Annotated in this window: 19 protein-coding genes; 1 reads left to right on the forward strand and 18 read right to left on the reverse strand. The window is 59.1% G+C overall.

The genetic code is table 11. The features are described 5' to 3' along the window. Positions 1-16 precede the first annotated feature (16 nt). The 16 genes from hisS to trmJ form a co-directional block, all read right to left on the reverse strand. On the reverse strand, positions 17-1,306 hold the full coding sequence (gene hisS, locus AB4O35_RS00620; RefSeq protein WP_065889990.1) for a histidine--tRNA ligase: 1,290 nt from the start codon (positions 1,304-1,306) through the stop codon (positions 17-19). A 23-nt stretch (positions 1,307-1,329) separates the two neighbouring features. Next, complete coding sequence (ispG, locus tag AB4O35_RS00625) at positions 1,330-2,439, reverse strand: flavodoxin-dependent (E)-4-hydroxy-3-methylbut-2-enyl-diphosphate synthase (RefSeq protein ID WP_017736818.1); 1,110 nt, start codon at positions 2,437-2,439, stop codon at positions 1,330-1,332. 2 nt (positions 2,440-2,441) lie between these two features. Beyond that, positions 2,442-3,437: a RodZ domain-containing protein gene (locus tag AB4O35_RS00630; RefSeq protein WP_065889992.1), complete on the reverse strand. Its 996-nt coding sequence runs from the start codon at positions 3,435-3,437 to the stop codon at positions 2,442-2,444. Beyond that, complete coding sequence (gene pilW, locus AB4O35_RS00635; protein ID WP_065874527.1) at positions 3,437-4,195, reverse strand: type IV pilus biogenesis/stability protein PilW; 759 nt, start codon at positions 4,193-4,195, stop codon at positions 3,437-3,439. The genes AB4O35_RS00630 and pilW overlap by 1 nt, the downstream gene beginning before the upstream one ends. A 12-nt stretch (positions 4,196-4,207) precedes the next feature. After that, positions 4,208-5,356 (reverse strand): dual-specificity RNA methyltransferase RlmN, encoded by a 1,149-nt coding sequence (gene rlmN, locus AB4O35_RS00640; protein ID WP_049711635.1) that lies wholly within the window; start codon positions 5,354-5,356, stop codon positions 4,208-4,210. Between the two features lie 29 nt (positions 5,357-5,385). Further along, on the reverse strand, positions 5,386-5,811 hold the full coding sequence (ndk, locus tag AB4O35_RS00645; protein ID WP_003175956.1) for a nucleoside-diphosphate kinase: 426 nt from the start codon (positions 5,809-5,811) through the stop codon (positions 5,386-5,388). A 92-nt stretch (positions 5,812-5,903) separates the two neighbouring features. Further along, positions 5,904-6,104 (reverse strand): Fe-S cluster assembly protein IscX, encoded by a 201-nt coding sequence (iscX, locus tag AB4O35_RS00650; RefSeq protein WP_032879605.1) that lies wholly within the window; start codon positions 6,102-6,104, stop codon positions 5,904-5,906. 14 nt (positions 6,105-6,118) lie between these two features. Further along, positions 6,119-6,460: an ISC system 2Fe-2S type ferredoxin gene (gene fdx, locus AB4O35_RS00655; RefSeq protein WP_015885743.1), complete on the reverse strand. Its 342-nt coding sequence runs from the start codon at positions 6,458-6,460 to the stop codon at positions 6,119-6,121. A 3-nt stretch (positions 6,461-6,463) separates the two neighbouring features. Further along, a complete protein-coding gene (hscA, locus tag AB4O35_RS00660; RefSeq protein WP_065889994.1) occupies positions 6,464-8,326 on the reverse strand; it encodes a Fe-S protein assembly chaperone HscA in 1,863 nt (620 codons plus the stop codon). A 51-nt stretch (positions 8,327-8,377) separates the two neighbouring features. Further along, positions 8,378-8,899: a co-chaperone HscB gene (gene hscB / locus AB4O35_RS00665; RefSeq protein ID WP_065889996.1), complete on the reverse strand. Its 522-nt coding sequence runs from the start codon at positions 8,897-8,899 to the stop codon at positions 8,378-8,380. Positions 8,900-8,907: 8 nt separating this feature from the next. Further along, complete coding sequence (iscA, locus tag AB4O35_RS00670; RefSeq protein WP_003175963.1) at positions 8,908-9,231, reverse strand: iron-sulfur cluster assembly protein IscA; 324 nt, start codon at positions 9,229-9,231, stop codon at positions 8,908-8,910. 28 nt (positions 9,232-9,259) lie between these two features. After that, entirely contained in the window at positions 9,260-9,646 is a 387-nt protein-coding gene (gene iscU, locus AB4O35_RS00675; protein WP_003175965.1) for a Fe-S cluster assembly scaffold IscU, read from the reverse strand. 99 nt (positions 9,647-9,745) lie between these two features. After that, positions 9,746-10,960: an IscS subfamily cysteine desulfurase gene (locus AB4O35_RS00680; RefSeq protein ID WP_065874523.1), complete on the reverse strand. Its 1,215-nt coding sequence runs from the start codon at positions 10,958-10,960 to the stop codon at positions 9,746-9,748. 49 nt (positions 10,961-11,009) lie between these two features. Beyond that, on the reverse strand, positions 11,010-11,501 hold the full coding sequence (iscR, locus tag AB4O35_RS00685; protein WP_065874522.1) for a Fe-S cluster assembly transcriptional regulator IscR: 492 nt from the start codon (positions 11,499-11,501) through the stop codon (positions 11,010-11,012). 302 nt (positions 11,502-11,803) lie between these two features. Continuing rightward, positions 11,804-12,589 (reverse strand): serine O-acetyltransferase, encoded by a 786-nt coding sequence (cysE, locus tag AB4O35_RS00690; protein ID WP_065874521.1) that lies wholly within the window; start codon positions 12,587-12,589, stop codon positions 11,804-11,806. A 2-nt stretch (positions 12,590-12,591) separates the two neighbouring features. Continuing rightward, entirely contained in the window at positions 12,592-13,362 is a 771-nt protein-coding gene (trmJ, locus tag AB4O35_RS00695) for a tRNA (cytosine(32)/uridine(32)-2'-O)-methyltransferase TrmJ (RefSeq protein WP_065874520.1), read from the reverse strand. Positions 13,363-13,507: 145 nt separating this feature from the next. Here trmJ and suhB point away from each other — a divergent pair, with 145 nt between their 5' ends. Beyond that, complete coding sequence (gene suhB, locus AB4O35_RS00700; RefSeq protein WP_003175971.1) at positions 13,508-14,323, forward strand: type III secretion system regulator SuhB; 816 nt, start codon at positions 13,508-13,510, stop codon at positions 14,321-14,323. A gap of 225 nt (positions 14,324-14,548) precedes the next feature. Here suhB and AB4O35_RS00705 read toward each other — a convergent pair whose 3' ends face one another. Together AB4O35_RS00705 and secF are read right to left on the reverse strand one after the other, a co-directional pair. Then, positions 14,549-15,091: a glycine zipper 2TM domain-containing protein gene (locus AB4O35_RS00705; RefSeq protein ID WP_015885750.1), complete on the reverse strand. Its 543-nt coding sequence runs from the start codon at positions 15,089-15,091 to the stop codon at positions 14,549-14,551. Between the two features lie 123 nt (positions 15,092-15,214). Further along, positions 15,215-16,129, reverse strand: coding sequence for a protein translocase subunit SecF (gene secF, locus AB4O35_RS00710; protein WP_065874519.1), 915 nt, complete (start codon positions 16,127-16,129; stop codon positions 15,215-15,217).

The raw sequence follows: 16,129 nt of genomic DNA on the forward strand, positions 1-16,129 counted from the left end.
CGGCTGTTCGACAGCTTCAACCCTGCACGACGCAGGTGGCCAAGTGCGCAGCGAGCGCATCAAAGGCAATGTTCTGTTGCTCGCCCTGGCCACGCAGGGGTTTAAAACCTATCACTTGCTGGGCCAATTCGTCATCGCCGAGGATCAGTGCATACAGCGCACCGCTCTTGTCGGCCTTTTTGAACTGGCTCTTGAAGCTACCAGCGCCGGCATTGACCTGCAGGCGCAGGTTCGGCAGTTGGTCGCGCACTTTTTCGCTCAGGGCCAGGGCCGCCAGTTCGGCAGCCTCGCCAAAGGCGCAGAGGTACACGTCCACCTGACGGGAAATTTCTTCAGGGACTTGCTCCAGGGTTTCCAGCAGCAGGATCAGCCGCTCGATGCCCATGGCGAAGCCCACACCCGTGGTCGGCTTGCCGCCCATCTGCTCGACCAGGCCGTCGTAGCGGCCACCGGCACACACGGTGCCCTGGGCGCCGAGCTTGTCGGTGACCCACTCGAACACAGTCTTGCTGTAGTAGTCGAGGCCGCGCACCAGCTTGGTGTTGATCACGAACGGAATACCGGCCGCATCCAGGCGAGCCTTGAGGCCCTCGAAGTGGATACGGGATTCGTCGTCCAGGTAATCGGCCATTTTCGGCGCATTGATCAATACGGCCTGGGTATCGGCGTTCTTGGTGTCCAGTACGCGCAGCGGGTTGGTCTTCAGACGGCGCTGGCTGTCTTCGTCCAACTTGTCCAGGTGGGCTGACAGGTACTCGACCAGGGCCACCTTGTAGCGGCCGCGGGATTCGCTGGTGCCCAGGCTGTTGAGCTCAAGCTTGACCGCGTCGCGGATGCCCAGCAGGCCCCACAGGCGCCAGGTCAATACGATCAGCTCGGCATCAATGTCTGGGCCATCGATGTTGAACACTTCCAGGCCGATCTGGTGGAACTGGCGATAACGGCCTTTTTGCGGACGCTCGTGGCGGAACATCGGGCCGATGTACCACAACTTCTGCGGCTGGCCAGCACCGGTGAGACCATGCTCAAGCACGGCGCGCACGCACGCGGCAGTACCTTCCGGACGCAAGGTCAGGGAGTCACCGTTGCGGTCTTCGAAGGTGTACATCTCTTTTTCGACGATGTCAGTCACTTCACCGATGGAGCGCTTGAACAGCTCGGTGAACTCGACGATCGGCATGCGGATCTGCTTGTAACCGTAGTTATCCAGCAGGCGCGCGACAGTGCTTTCGAAGTAGCGCCACAGCGGCGTCTGCTCCGGCAGGATGTCGTTCATGCCACGAATGGCTTGCAGAGACTTGCTCACATCAAATCCTTAAATTCGTTCAATCAGCCGCGCGCTATCAGCGCTGCGTCAGCTGCAACCTTTTCGGCCGCTTTCTGGCGGATCAGCCTTTCGAGCTCATCCACCAGATTGTCATTCGTTAACTTCTGCGCCGGCTTGCCGTCGATGTAGATCAGGTTCGGGGTACCGCCAGTCAGGCCCACATGGGCTTCCTTGGCTTCGCCTGGCCCGTTCACCACGCAACCGATCACTGCAACATCCAGCGGCACCAGCAGGTCTTCGAGGCGCAATTCCAGATCGTTCATGGTTTTCACCACGTCGAAGTTCTGCCGCGAGCAGCTCGGGCAGGCAATGAAATTGATGCCACGGGAACGCAAACGCAGGGATTTGAGAATGTCGTAACCGACTTTCACTTCCTCTACGGGGTCTGCCGCCAGGGAGATGCGGATAGTATCGCCAATCCCTTCGGCGAGCAGCATACCGAGACCCACCGCAGATTTCACTGTGCCTGAACGTAAACCGCCCGCTTCAGTGATACCCAAGTGCAGTGGCTGTACGATTTCCTTAGCCAGCAAGCGGTAGGCTTCGACCGCCATGAACACGTCGGAGGCCTTTACGCTGACCTTGAAGTCCTGGAAATTCAGGCGTTCAAGGTGTTCGACGTGGCGCAGTGCCGATTCAACCAGCGCTGCCGGGGTGGGCTCGCCGTATTTCTTTTGCAGGTCTTTTTCCAGGGAACCGGCGTTGACGCCGATGCGGATCGGAATGCCACGGTCACGAGCAGCATCAACCACAGCGCGAACACGGTCTTCACGACCGATGTTGCCCGGGTTGATACGCAGGCAATCCACACCCAACTCGGCTACGCGCAATGCGATCTTGTAGTCGAAGTGAATGTCGGCAACCAACGGCACCTTGACCAGTTGCTTGATGCGACCGAAAGCTTCGGCAGCGTCCATGTCCGGCACGGACACCCGCACAATGTCCACGCCAGCGGCTTCCAGGCGGTTAATCTGGGCAACGGTGGCGGCCACGTCATTGGTGTCGCTGTTGGTCATGCTTTGTACCGCGATGGGGGCATCGCCACCCACCGGCACCGAGCCGACCCAGATCTTGCGCGATACGCGACGTTTGATTGGAGATTCGCCGTGCATGACTATTGTCCCAACTTCAGGCGAGCTGTCTCGCCACTGGTGAACGGCGCCACGTCTACAGGCTGGCCGTTATAGGCCACTTGCGCGCCGCGGGCAAAGCCCAGACGCAGCGTCAAAGGAGACTTGCCGCCCTGATCAAGCGTATCTCCCTTACGCTTCAGACCGCTGAACAGCACTTTGCCATTACCATCGGTGAGTTGCGTCCAGCAGTCAGCGACAAAGGTGATCTGTACGCGGCCATCACCGGCGATCAACGCTGGGGTGGTGGGCGGCGAAATCGTAGCGGCTGGAGCTGGAGTCGCTGGCGCCTGCGCAGGAGCGGCCGGGGTATGGGCCTGGGCAACAGGGGCGGTCGGCGTGTGAGCCGGTGCAGCCGGTGTCGCGGGAGTCGGTAGGGCAGCGGTCGCGTCAGGCGCGGTTTCCGGTGCTGGCTGCTCAGTGGCAGTTGGCGCTTCAGGCGCGGCCTGGCCTTCGACAACGGCCTGGTCTTCCGGCTCGTCCAGCGGATGAATCTGAGTGGTGCCGTCGGCGCTTTCGACTTCGACGTGCTCCATGGCGTTGCTGGTCATGTCCTTGGTGCGCTGGGAGGCCTGGTCTTGCCACCAGACGAAACCGCCGCCAATGACAGCAACCAGCAACAACAGGCTGACAATTCGCAAAATAGTGTGGGAAACCCGCACTGGCTCTTCGATTCGACCCAAGCCATGCACATTGCTGCCTTGGGAGTCGGTACCGGTGAATTGATCGAATTGCTGGACCAATATGGCCTGGTCAATACCCAGCAATTTGGCATAGGCACGGATATAGCCACGGGCAAAGGTATGCCCAGGCAGCTTATCGAACGCGCCGGCTTCCAGGTTGCCAAGGGACGTGGTGGTCAAATTGAGCTTGAGGGCCACTTCCGCCAGCGACCAACCATTGCTTTCGCGGGCCTGACGCAAGGTGTCGCCTGGGTTTACGCGATTAGCTGCTACAACTTCCGGGTGCGCCGCTTTCATCATTGCTCCGACAGGTATTGCTGATATTCCGGCGTACCGGGATAGAGTCGTTCGAGTTGCTGGCCAAAACGTGCGGCTGTGTCGCGTTCTTCATGAACCGTCGCCAGGCGCACACCGAGCAATAGACTACGTGCATTTTGCCCGCTGAGCAGGCTAAAACGCTCGTAATAGTCACGTGCCGGCACATAATGCCTGTCTTCGTAGGACAACTCAGCCATTTCGAGCAATGCCCGAGGCTGGCGACCGTTCAAATGCAGGGCTTTTTCCAGTTGTTGGCGGGCGCTGTCGCGTTGACCGAGACGCATGGAGGTCACCCCGAGGTTCTCGAACACCCGCGAACGCTCAGGATAAAGGGTATCGGCGCTGGCTTGCTGAAAATAACGAGCGGCCTGGTCATAACGTTTCTGCGCAAACAGAAAGCTGCCGTAATTGTTCAGCAGCCGCGGGCCTGCAGGTTTTGAGGCGAGTGCCTTGAGGAAATACTGCTCAGCCAGTTCAGGCTCGGCCTGGGCCTGGAACACCAGTGCCAGCGCGCCATTGGCGTCAGCATCGTCGCTGTCCAGCTCAAGGGCCTTCTTCAACGGCACCTTGGCCTGCTCGCTCATGCCTTGCTGCAGGTAACCCAAGCCCAATTGCACATAGGCAACTCGCGCCTCATCACGGCCTTTACCCGTGTGCATAGGGCTGTCATAACCCGATGAAACACAACCGGCCGCGAGACCGGTAACCAGCAAAAGCAGCGCAAGGCGCAAGGGCATAGAGATCCTCTCTCAGATTCGATTCACAGCAATCAGCGGCAAATCGTCGGCGGCGTTCAGTTCGCGTCCGGCGATATAACGTTCGCTGCGGCGGGTGCGGTCCATCACCTGCCCTACCAATTGGCCACAGGCGGCGTCGATGTCTTCACCACGGGTGGTGCGCACGGTGACGTTGTAACCGGCCTGGTGCAGTTGATCCTGGAAACGGCGGATGGCGTTGTTGCTCGGCCGCTCGTAGCCAGAATGGGGAAACGGGTTAAACGGAATCAGGTTGATCTTGCACGGGGTGTTCTTGAGCAGTTCGATCATCTCGACCGCGTGTTCAACCTTGTCGTTGATGTCCTTGAGCATGGTGTACTCAATAGTCAACACGCGCTTCTCGCCCAAAGTTGCCATGTAGCGCTGGCAAGATTCGAGCAGCATCTTAAGCGGATACTTCTTGTTGATTGGCACCAATTGGTTACGCAATGCGTCATTCGGTGCGTGCAGCGACAACGCCAGGGAGACGTCGATGTGCTTGGCCAACTCATCGATCATCGGCACCACGCCGGAGGTCGACAGGGTCACACGGCGCTTGGAGATGCCGTAGCCCAGGTCGTCCATCATCAGGTGCATGGCCGCGATCACGTTGTCGAAGTTCAGCAGCGGCTCACCCATGCCCATCATCACCACGTTGGTGATGGCACGGTCGACGGTCGCCGGGACGCTGCCAAAGGATTTGTTGGCAATCCACACCTGGCCGATGACTTCGGCGGCGGTGAGGTTGCTATTGAAGCCTTGCTTGCCGGTGGAGCAGAAACTGCAGTCCAGGGCACAGCCTGCCTGGGACGAAACGCACAAAGTGCCACGTTTGCCCTGGGGAATGTACACGGTCTCGACGCAACTGCCGGACGCCACACGCACCACCCATTTACGGGTGCCGTCGGTGGAGATGTCCTCGCTGACAACCTCGGGACCACGGACCTCAGCGATGGCTTTGAGCTTGTCGCGCAGGGCCTTGCTGACGTTCGTCATGGCGTCGAAATCGTCGACGCCAAAGTGGTGAATCCATTTCATTACCTGACCGGCACGGAAGCGCTTCTCCCCGATTGAGTCGAAGAATTTCTCCATTTCCGGCTGAGTCAGACCCAGCAGGTTGGTTTTAACAGTCGATGTCGTCATGGATTCACCCTCACTCTTTAAGCCAATGCTTAGCGAGCGGTTACTTCAGTAGCAGCGAAAAAGTACGAGATTTCGCGGGCAGCAGCGGCTTCGGAGTCCGAACCGTGTACAGCGTTGGCGTCGATGGATTCAGCGAAGTCAGCGCGGATGGTGCCGGCAGCAGCTTCTTTAGGGTTGGTAGCGCCCATCAGCTCGCGGTTCAGAGCGATAGCGTTTTCGCCTTCCAGAACCTGAACAACAACAGGACCGGAGATCATGAAGGCAACCAGGTCGCCGAAGAAGCCACGAGCGCTGTGCTCAGCGTAGAAGCCTTCAGCTTCAGCTTTGGACAGTTGCTTGAGTTTCGAAGCTACAACCTTCAGGCCGGCTTTTTCGAAACGAGTGGTGATCTCGCCGATGACGTTTTTTGCAACAGCGTCAGGCTTGATGATGGAGAAAGTACGTTGAACAGCCATGGTGTAACTCCAGAAACGGTAATTTACGAAAAATTAAACCCGCGAATTATACGCGGGTTATTGGGTATTGCCTAACTGCGTAAAAAGGCGGCTCAGTCTGCTTCTTCGATCCACAGGCCTTGAATCGCCTCCAGGACCTTTTCGCCACCCCGGTCAGGGATGTCGTCGAAGTCCGGCAGCGCCATTACCAGATTGCGCAGCTTGACGAAGTTGACCGTAAGAGGATTGACCTCAGGATGAGCTTCAGCAAGTTGTATAGCGATTTCTTGTACATCAACCCATTTCAGGCTCATGACATTTCCTTGAATCAATGCGGCGCTTCGGCTGCATGGTTGAGGGAATACTTCGGAATTTCGACGGTGATGTCTTCCGTCCCGACCTTTGCCTGACAGCTTAGACGCGAAGTCGCTTCCAGGCCCCACGCACGATCAAGAAAGTCCTCTTCCAGCTCATCAGCCTCTTCAAGGCTGTTGAAGCCCTCGCGAATGACGCAATGACAAGTGGTGCAGGCGCACACACCGCCGCAGGCGCTTTCGATTTCGATGTGGTTGTCATGGGCAACTTCGAGGATGGACTTGCCGGTCTCAGCCTCCACGACCATACCGTCCGGGCAATGCTCGGCGTGTGGCAGAAAAATGACCTGCGGCATTAATTATTCCTCGAGTTCATTCAGGTTGCGCCCCGCCAGGGCGGCTTTTACCGACTGGTCCATACGGCGGGCGGCAAAGGCATCGGTCACTTGCGACAGACGCTTGGTCTGTTGCTCGATGGCGTAGCCATCGGTGCCTTTCATCAGTTCGGCCAGCTCCTGCATCTGCAGGTCGATAACCATGCGCTCTTCGGCGTCCAGCAGGCGCTCGCCGTCCGCATCCAGGGCACCCTGCACGGCTTCGAGCAGGCGCTGGGCATCGACTTGCTGCTCACGCAGTACGCGGGCGACCTTGTCGTCACCGGCGTATTGGAACGAATCCTTGAGCATCTTGGCGATTTCGCCGTCGGTGAGGCCGTAGGACGGCTTGACCTGGATGCTGGCTTCAACGCCCGAAGCCAATTCGCGCGCAGCGACACTGAGCAGGCCATCGGCGTCGACCTGGTAGGTCACGCGGATCTTCGCGGCACCGGCCACCATCGCCGGAATGCCGCGCAACTCAAAGCGCGCCAGGGAGCGGCAATCGCTGATCAGCTCGCGTTCGCCTTGCAGCACATGAATCATCATGGCCGTCTGGCCATCTTTGTAAGTAGTGAAGTCTTGGGCGCGGGCGACGGGGATGGTGGTGTTGCGTGGGATCACCTTCTCCATCAGGCCGCCCATGGTTTCCAGCCCCAGGGACAGTGGAATCACGTCAAGCAGAAGCAGTTCGCCACCATCACGTTTGTTGCCGGCCAGGGTATCGGCCTGGATTGCAGCGCCAATGGCGACCACTTGATCCGGATCGATTTCGGTCAGCGGTTGGCGACCAAAGGCCTCGGCGACAGCGTCGCGAACACGTGGCACGCGGGTAGAACCGCCAACCATGACCACGGCACCGACATCTTCCAGCTCGACACCGGAATCACGCACAGCGCGGCGGCAGGCCTTGAGGCTACGAGCGACCATCGGCTCGATCAACGAATCGAAGGCTTCGCGCGTCAGCTGGGCCGACCAAGTGCCGTAGGACACTTCAACGGATACAGCCTCCGTCAGCGCTTCCTTGGCGGCACAGGCAGTTTGCAACAGGTTGCGCTGTTCGCCCGGGTCGAGGTCGGCAGACAAGCCGGCACTGCTGATGATCCAGCCCGCGATGGCGTGATCGAAGTCATCGCCACCCAAGGCGGTGTCACCACCGGTGGCCAGCACTTCAAAAACACCGCCGGTCAGGCGCAGGATCGAAATATCAAAGGTACCGCCGCCCAGATCGTAAATCGCGACCAGGCCTTCGGCATGCTGGTCCAAACCGTAAGCCACAGCGGCTGCGGTCGGCTCGTTGAGCAGGCGCAACACGTTCAGGCCGGCGAGTTTCGCCGCGTCCTTGGTCGCCTGGCGCTGGGCGTCATCGAAATACGCCGGCACGGTGATCACAGCCCCTACCAGTTCGCCGCCCAAGGTGGTTTCTGCACGCTGGCGCAGCACCTTGAGAATATCGGCCGACACTTCCACCGGGCTTTTCGGGCCCTGGACGGTATCGATAAACGGCATATGGGATTCGCCGCCGATAAAGCGGTACGGCAGTTGGTCGCCCAGTTGCTTGACGTCGGACAGCCCACGACCCATCAAGCGCTTGACCGACAGCACAGTGTTCAAAGGATCGGTAGACGCTGCCAATCTGGCCGACTCACCGACTTCGGTGCGATCAGCGTGGTAACGCACGGCAGACGGCAGGATCACCTGGCCATCGGCGTCGGGCAGCGGTTCGGACAGGCCGCTGCGCAAGGCAGCAACCAGAGAATTGGTAGTGCCCAGGTCAATACCGACCGCCAGGCGACGCTGGTGCGGTTGGGGGCTTTGGCCGGGTTCGGCGATTTGCAGTAGGGCCATGGTAATCAGGTCTTATCTGTCTATCAGGCGTGCATCACGGGCAGCACTGGGTTAATCGTCGAGGCGCTCTTCTAGCTGGCGCACTTCGTAGGAGAGCTTGTCGAGGAACTGCATGCGCCGCATCAGGCGTTCGGCCTGTTCGCGTTGCGCTGCATCATTCCAACAAGCTGCGAAGCTTTCGTTGAGCTCATCCTGGGCCGCTTTCAGACGACGTTTGAAGACTGCGACACCCGCCACATCGGCTTCGTCCTGCAAGTCTTCGAGTTCTTCGCGCCACTGCATCTGCTGCATCAGGAAGTCGGGGTCGTGCACCGTGACTTCAAGCGGCAACTCGCCACCGTTCATCGCGAGCAGGTAACGCGCACGCTTGGGTGGGTTTTTCAGCGTCTGATAGGCTTCGTTGAGGCTGGCCGATTGCTCCAGCGCCAGGCGTTGCTCACGCTCGGAAGCGTCAGCGAAGCGGTCCGGATGCACTCCACGCGCCAGTTCTCGGTAGCGCGTGGCAAGCTGCTCGAGGTCCAGCCGAAAGCTCGGCTGCAGCTCGAATAAAGCGAAATGACAAGGAGTGCCCACGAATAGCCTCAGATGTTGAAGCTTTCGCCGCAGCCACATTCACCGCGTACGTTGGGGTTGTTGAACTTGAAGCCTTCGTTCAACCCTTCCTTGACGAAATCGAGTTCGGTGCCGTCCAGGTAGGTCAGGCTTTTAGGGTCGATGATCACTTTCTCGCCGTGACTTTCGAACACCTGGTCTTCCGCAACCACCTCGTCGACAAACTCCAGCACGTAGGCAAGGCCGGAACAGCCCGTGGTGCGAACACCCAGACGAATCCCCTCACCTTTACCGCGCCCATTCAGGGAGCGGCGAATGTGCTGCGCAGCCGCTTCTGTCATGCTGATAGCCATCGTTGACTCCTTACCTGTCGCCAAATGCTTAGATCAAGCCTTTCTTCTGCTTGTAGTCGCGAACGGCCGCCTTGATGGCGTCTTCAGCGAGTACCGAGCAGTGGATTTTCACTGGCGGCAGGGCCAGTTCTTCGGCCAGCTGGGTGTTGCTGATAGTGACAGCCTCATCCAGGGTCTTGCCTTTCATCCATTCTGTCGCCAGGGAGCTGGAGGCGATGGCCGAACCGCAGCCGTAGGTCTTGAACTTGGCGTCTTCGATAACGCCAGCGTCGTTGACCTTGATCTGCAGGCGCATCACATCGCCGCACGCCGGAGCGCCGACCATGCCGGTGCCGACATCAGGGTCTTCCGCGTTCATCTTGCCGACGTTGCGCGGGTTTTCGTAGTGGTCGATGACCTTTTCGCTGTAAGCCATGGTACTGAATCCTCACTCATCAGGGCCGCTCTGGAACCCTGTAGAAACGCCTGCGTTTTCCGCCACGTTGCTACAGAGCTGGGGTGGCGGCTTCTATAGTTAGTGTGCCGCCCACTCGATCTTGGAAATATCGACACCGTCTTTGTACATGTCCCACAGCGGCGACAGAACGCGCAGCTTGTTGACAGCTTCGCAAACTTTTTGCGCGGCGTAGTCGATTTGCTCTTCGGTGGTGAAGCGGCCGAACGTAAAGCGGATCGAGCTGTGTGCCAGTTCGTCGTTGCGGCCCAGGGCGCGCAAAACATACGAAGGCTCAAGCGAGGCCGAGGTGCAGGCCGAGCCGGACGAAACCGCCAGGTCCTTGAGCGCCATGATCAGCGACTCGCCTTCGACATAGTTGAAGCTCAAATTCAGGTTGTGCGGTACACGGGCGGTCATGCTGCCGTTGATGTACAGCTCTTCAAGGTTCTCGACCTGCTTATAGAAGCGATCGCTGAGTGCCTTGATGCGCACGTTTTCGGCAGCCATGTCTTCCTTGGCTACGCGGAAGGCTTCGCCCATGCCGACGATCTGGTGGGTCGCCAGGGTGCCCGAACGCATGCCGCGCTCGTGACCGCCGCCGTGCATGGTCGCTTCAATGCGCACGCGAGGCTTGCGGCTCACGTACAGCGCGCCGATGCCTTTAGGACCGTAGGTCTTGTGGGCAGAAAACGACATCAGGTCGACTTTCAGTTTCGACAGGTCGATATCGACCTTGCCGGTGGACTGAGCAGCGTCGACGTGCAGCAGGATGCCCTTGGAACGGGTCAGCTCGCCGATGGCCGCGATGTCGTTGATGGTGCCGATTTCGTTGTTCACGTGGATCACGGAAACCAGGATGGTGTCTTCACGCAGCGCGGCTTCGATCATGGCCGGGGTGACGATACCGTCGGTGGTTGGCTCGAGGTAGGTCACCTCGAAACCTTCACGCTCCAGTTGGCGCATGGTGTCGAGGACAGCCTTGTGCTCAATCTTGGTGGTGATCAGGTGCTTGCCTTTGGTCGCGTAGAAATGCGCCGCGCCCTTGATTGCCAAGTTGTCGGACTCGGTGGCACCGGAGGTCCAGACGATTTCACGCGGGTCTGCGCCAACCAGGTCGGCGACCTGGCGACGGGCGTTCTCGACCGCTTCCTCGGCTTTCCAGCCGAATACGTGGGAACGGGAGGCAGGGTTGCCGAAGTTTCCGTCAACCAGCAGGCATTCGCTCATCTTTTGCGCGACACGCGGATCAACCGGGGTGGTCGCTGAGTAATCAAGGTAAATCGGCAATTTCATGGACTTTCTCCTAATCAGGCTGGCTGGCGTGCCGTTAGCTCTTCGGCTGTCACTCGACGGCGGACGCTTCAATCTTGTCCAGACGCGGCGCCTTGGTGTTGCAACGGCGCTGGTCCTGACGCTGGGCTACTTCTTGCACCTCACGGCGAGTCACAAGATCAGCCAAGCTGATACCACTCAAAAACTCATGGATCTGCAGGCTCAGATCGCACCACAAGTGGTGCGTCAGGCAGGTGTCGCCGGCGTGGCAATCACCCTGGCCCTGGCATTTGGTCGCATCGACGGATTCGTTGACCGCGTCGATCACCTGAGCCACCTGGATGCCCTGCATGTCGCGGGACAGTTGATAGCCGCCACCTGGACCACGCACACTGGAAACCAGATTGCTACGGCGCAACTTGGCGAACAGCTGCTCGAGGTAGGACAGGGAAATGCCTTGGCGCTCGGAGATATCGGCCAGGGACACAGGCCCAGTTTGCGCGTGCAAAGCCAGGTCAAGCATGGCGGTCACCGCGTATCGGCCTTTTGTAGTCAGTCTCATGGACAAGTACCAAGGTGTTTCAGAATGGGAGCAAGTATGCGATTCCCGAGTATTTAAGTCAACTATAAGACCTAGTACTTTAGTCAGGATTACCCGTAAAAAGGGCGCGCGAATCATAGCAGGATGGGGTGGGGACGAACAGCGGCAACAAGGTCGAACGGAAATTGCGAGACCAGAGGACATCAAATGTGGGAGCGGGCTTGCTCGCGAAAGCGGTGAATCAGTCGATATCCCTGGTGACTGACACTCCGTATTCGCGAGCAAGCCCGCTCCCACATGGGTTTTGCAGCGGTCTTTAGACCTTAGCTGGCCTTGGTGGTGGCGGCTTCGTCCTTGATCTCGGCAAAATCCTCTTCGCGCAATTCGGGCAGATCTTTGGCGCAGTAAGGGCTGCCAAGGTCTTTCAACGCACCGCACATACCCTCCAGCTTGCCGTCCACCGCTTGCAGGTGGTCGAGCAACTGGCCAATGGCGCGCGCGACCGGGTCAGGCATGTCTTCGCTGACACCATAGGCATCGAAACCGATCTTCTCGGCCATGGCCTTGCGCTTGGCTTCTTGCTCATCACCGGCTTCCGGCTTGACGATGATTCGGCCAGGGATACCGACAACGGTAGCGCCAGGCGGCACGGCCTTGGTCACCACGGCATTGGAACCCACCTTGGCCCCGGCACCGACGGTGAACGGGCCGAGCACCTTCGCGCCCGCCCCTACCACTACGCCATCGCCCAGCGTCGGGTGGCGCTTGCCCTTGTTCCAACTGGTGCCACCGAGGGTCACGCCCTGGTACAGCGTCACGTCATCGCCAATCTCAGCGGTTTCGCCGATGACGATCCCCATGCCATGGTCGATGAAGAAGCGACGCCCGACTTTGGCGCCGGGATGAATCTCGATCCCGGTCAACCAGCGGCCAAAGTTCGACACCAACCGCGCCAGCCATTTCCAACCCATGCCCCACAAGGCGCCGGACAGGCGGTGAATCCAGATCGCGTGCATGCCGGGGTAGCAGGTCAGCACTTCAAAGGCGTTGCGCGCCGCCGGGTCACGGTGGAAAACACTCTGGATATCTTCTCGCAAACGCTCGAACATTTTTAATCCTTCCGCTTAAGAAGCTCGCCACGGGCCGCTTTCTGGGTTTCCGTGAGGATGCCACGCAATATATTCATTTCCGCTCGGCTCACCGAGCTACGCCCGTACAGGCGACGCAGGCGCGCCATCAAGTGCCGGGGCTTGTCCGGATCGAGGAATTCGATGGCCACGAGGGTTTGCTCCAAGTGCTCATAGAATCGCTCCAACTCGTCCATGGTGGCCAACTCGCCACTTTTGGTCGATGCAACTTCATCCTTTTCCACTTTACTCGGCTGACCTTCGGCGGCCAGCCAAGCCATGCGCACTTCGTAAGTCAACACCTGCACCGCTGCCCCGAGATTCAGCGAGCTGAACTCAGGGTCTGATGGAATGTGCACGTGGTAATGACATCGCTGCAGCTCTTCATTGGTCAGGCCGGAGTCTTCACGGCCGAATACCAAGGCGATTTCCGCGCCGCCGGCGGCCTCTTCCACCACTTTGGTGCCGCACTCGCGCGGATCCAGCAGAGGCCAAGGGATGCGACGGTCGCGGGCGCTGGTGCCAAGCACCAGGTTGCAGCCGACCAGCGCGTCTTCCAGAGTGGCGACGACCTGAGCTTTTTCCAGGAGGTCATTGGCGCCGGACGCGCGAGCATCGGCTTCGTGGTGCGGAAACAGGCGCGGCTCGACCAGCACCAGGCGCGTCAGCCCCATGTTTTTCATGGCTCGCGCCACCCCACCGATGTTGCCGGGATGACTGGTATTGACCAAGACGACACGAATGTTTTGCAGCAAGGGAGGCGCTCTCGGACACGGGAAAGGGGAGCAAATCTTACAGAACAGCCTAAGGTTATGCCATGAAAGCTAACGTCGTCCTTCACCTGAAGAAAGTTTCTGCTAAACTGCTCGGCTTTCTTTAACAACCTTAGGTGACCTATCCATGCAGCCCATGCTGAATATCGCGCTGCGCGCCGCCCGCAGCGCCAGTGAATTGATCTTCCGCTCCATCGAGCGCCTGGATACCATCAAGGTCGACGAAAAAGACGCCAAGGATTATGTATCCGAGGTGGATCGCGCCGCCGAACAGAAAATCATCGACGCCCTGCGCAAGGCCTACCCTACCCACGGCATTCTCGGCGAAGAAACCGGCCTGCACAAAGGTAGCGGCGAAGGCGAAGACTACCTGTGGATCATCGACCCACTGGATGGCACCACGAACTTCCTGCGCGGCATCCCGCACTTTGCCGTGAGCATCGCGTGCAAATACCGTGGCCGCCTGGAACACGCTGTTGTGCTGGACCCGGTCCGCCAGGAAGAATTCACCGCCAGCCGTGGCCGTGGCGCCCAACTGAACGGTCGTCGCCTGCGCGTCAGCGGTCGCACCAGCCTCGACGGCGCCCTGCTGGGTACCGGCTTCCCGTTCCGTGACGACCAGATGGACAACCTGGAAAACTACCTGGGTATGTTCCGCGCCCTGGTTGGCCAGACCGCTGGTATCCGTCGCGCTGGCGCAGCGAGCCTGGACTTGGCTTATGTGGCTGCTGGTCGTTTTGATGCATTCTGGGAGTCGGGCCTGTCCGAGTGGGACATGGCGGCAGGCGCACTACTCATTCAAGAAGCTGGCGGCCTGGTGAGCGACTTCACCGGTGGTCATGACTTCCTGGAGAAAGGCCACGTGGTTGCCGGCAACACCAAATGCTTCAAGGCAGTGCTGACGGCGATCCAGCCGCACCTGCCGGCTTCGCTGAAGCGCTAAGCGAGCAGGCACAAAAAAGCACCCTTAGGGGTGCTTTTTTTATGCCTGGGATTTGAGGTTTGCCGCAACTCCAGCAACAACACAAATCAATTGTGGGAGGGGGCTTGCCCCCCGATTGCAGTGGGTCAGCACCTAATAAGCTGACTGACCCACCACTATCGGCTGCAAGCCCCCTCCCACATTTTTGAACTCACACAATTTTTTGCATCTGTACCAGGCTTGGGATTACTGCTGGTTCTGGCCCAGCACCAAGCGCCCTTCCTTGTCGACTGGAATCTGGCCGCCTGGATCACGATCCATACGCACCGAGCCTTCCTTGCCATCCAAGGTGTAACGCACGTCATAGCCGACAACCTTGTCGCTGATATCGTTGACGGTGTTACAGCGAGTCTGGGTAGTGGTGTAGGTATCGCGGTTCTGCATGCCTTCCTGAACCTTGTTACCGGCATAACCACCGCCGACCGCACCGGCTACGGTTGCCAGCTTCTTACCATTGCCGCCACCGACCTGGTTGCCCAGCAGGCCACCGGCCAGCGCACCGACCACGGTACCAACGATCTGATGCTGATCCTGCACCGGCTTCTGCCGGGTTACCGCGACGTCCTTGCAGACCTCTCGCGGGGTTTTGATCTGGGTTTTCACCGGCTGCACCGCCAGCACTTGCGCATACTCAGGGCCGCTTTTTACCAGGCTGTAGGTGGCGACAGCACCCCCGGCAGTCACACCGACAGCACCCAATACCGCACCAACCAGTAACGACTTGTTCACGTTGAACCTCCTGACCATCACAAACGGACCGAACGATCCGCGCTATACCCAGCCTTGGAGCAAAAAAAAGGCACGAGTTCAATACTCGTGCCTTCTTTGTAACAGCAAGTCAACGACACCCCATCAAGGGCGGTCGTCAACCTCCTTGCCGGTAGCGGCAGGAGGGATCAAGTCTTCGCTGTTGAGGTTCAGCCAGATCAGCACCACGTTGGCAATGTAGATCGACGAGTAGGTACCCGCCAGCACGCCGATGAACAGCGCCAGGGAGAAGCCCCACAGGTTGTCGCCGCCAAAGATCATCAGTGCCGCAATCGCCAGTAAGGTGGAGATTGACGTCGCCATGGTCCGCAGCAGGGTCTGCGTGGTGGAGATATTGATGTTCTCAATCAGCGTCGCTTTGCGCAGTACCCGGAAGTTCTCACGAACCCGGTCGAATACCACGATGGTGTCGTTGAGCGAATAACCAATGATCGCCAGCACGGCCGCCAAAACGGTCAGGTCGAAGGTGATCTGGAAGTAAGCCAGGATGCCAACGGTCACGATCACGTCGTGGATCAGCGAAACAATGGCGCCGACACCGAACTTCCACTGAAAGCGGAACGCCAGGTAAATCATGATACCCGCCAGCGCCATCAGCATGCCGAGGCCGCCCTGGTCGCGCAGTTCTTCACCGACTTGTGGGCCGACGAATTCGACGCGCTTGACCGATGCCGGGTTGTCGCCGCCGACCTTCTGCAAGGCTTCGGCGACCTGGTGACCCAGTTGCGGGTCTTCGCCCGGCATACGCACCAGCAGATCGGTGGTCGCCCCGAAGTTCTGCACGATGGCTTCGTGATAGCCGGCCTTGACCAGCTCGTTGCGCACCACGGTAACGTCGGCCGGCTTCTCGTAGGTCAGCTCAATGAGCGTACCGCCGGTGAAGTCCAGCCCGTAGTTCAGGCCCTTATGGAACCAGCTGAACAACGCCAGAACGGTAAGGAGCACAGTGGCGCCGAACGCAATGTTGCGAACGCCCATGAAGTTGATTGTACGTAACAT

Source organism: Pseudomonas sp. H1_A03 (genome assembly GCF_054685145.1).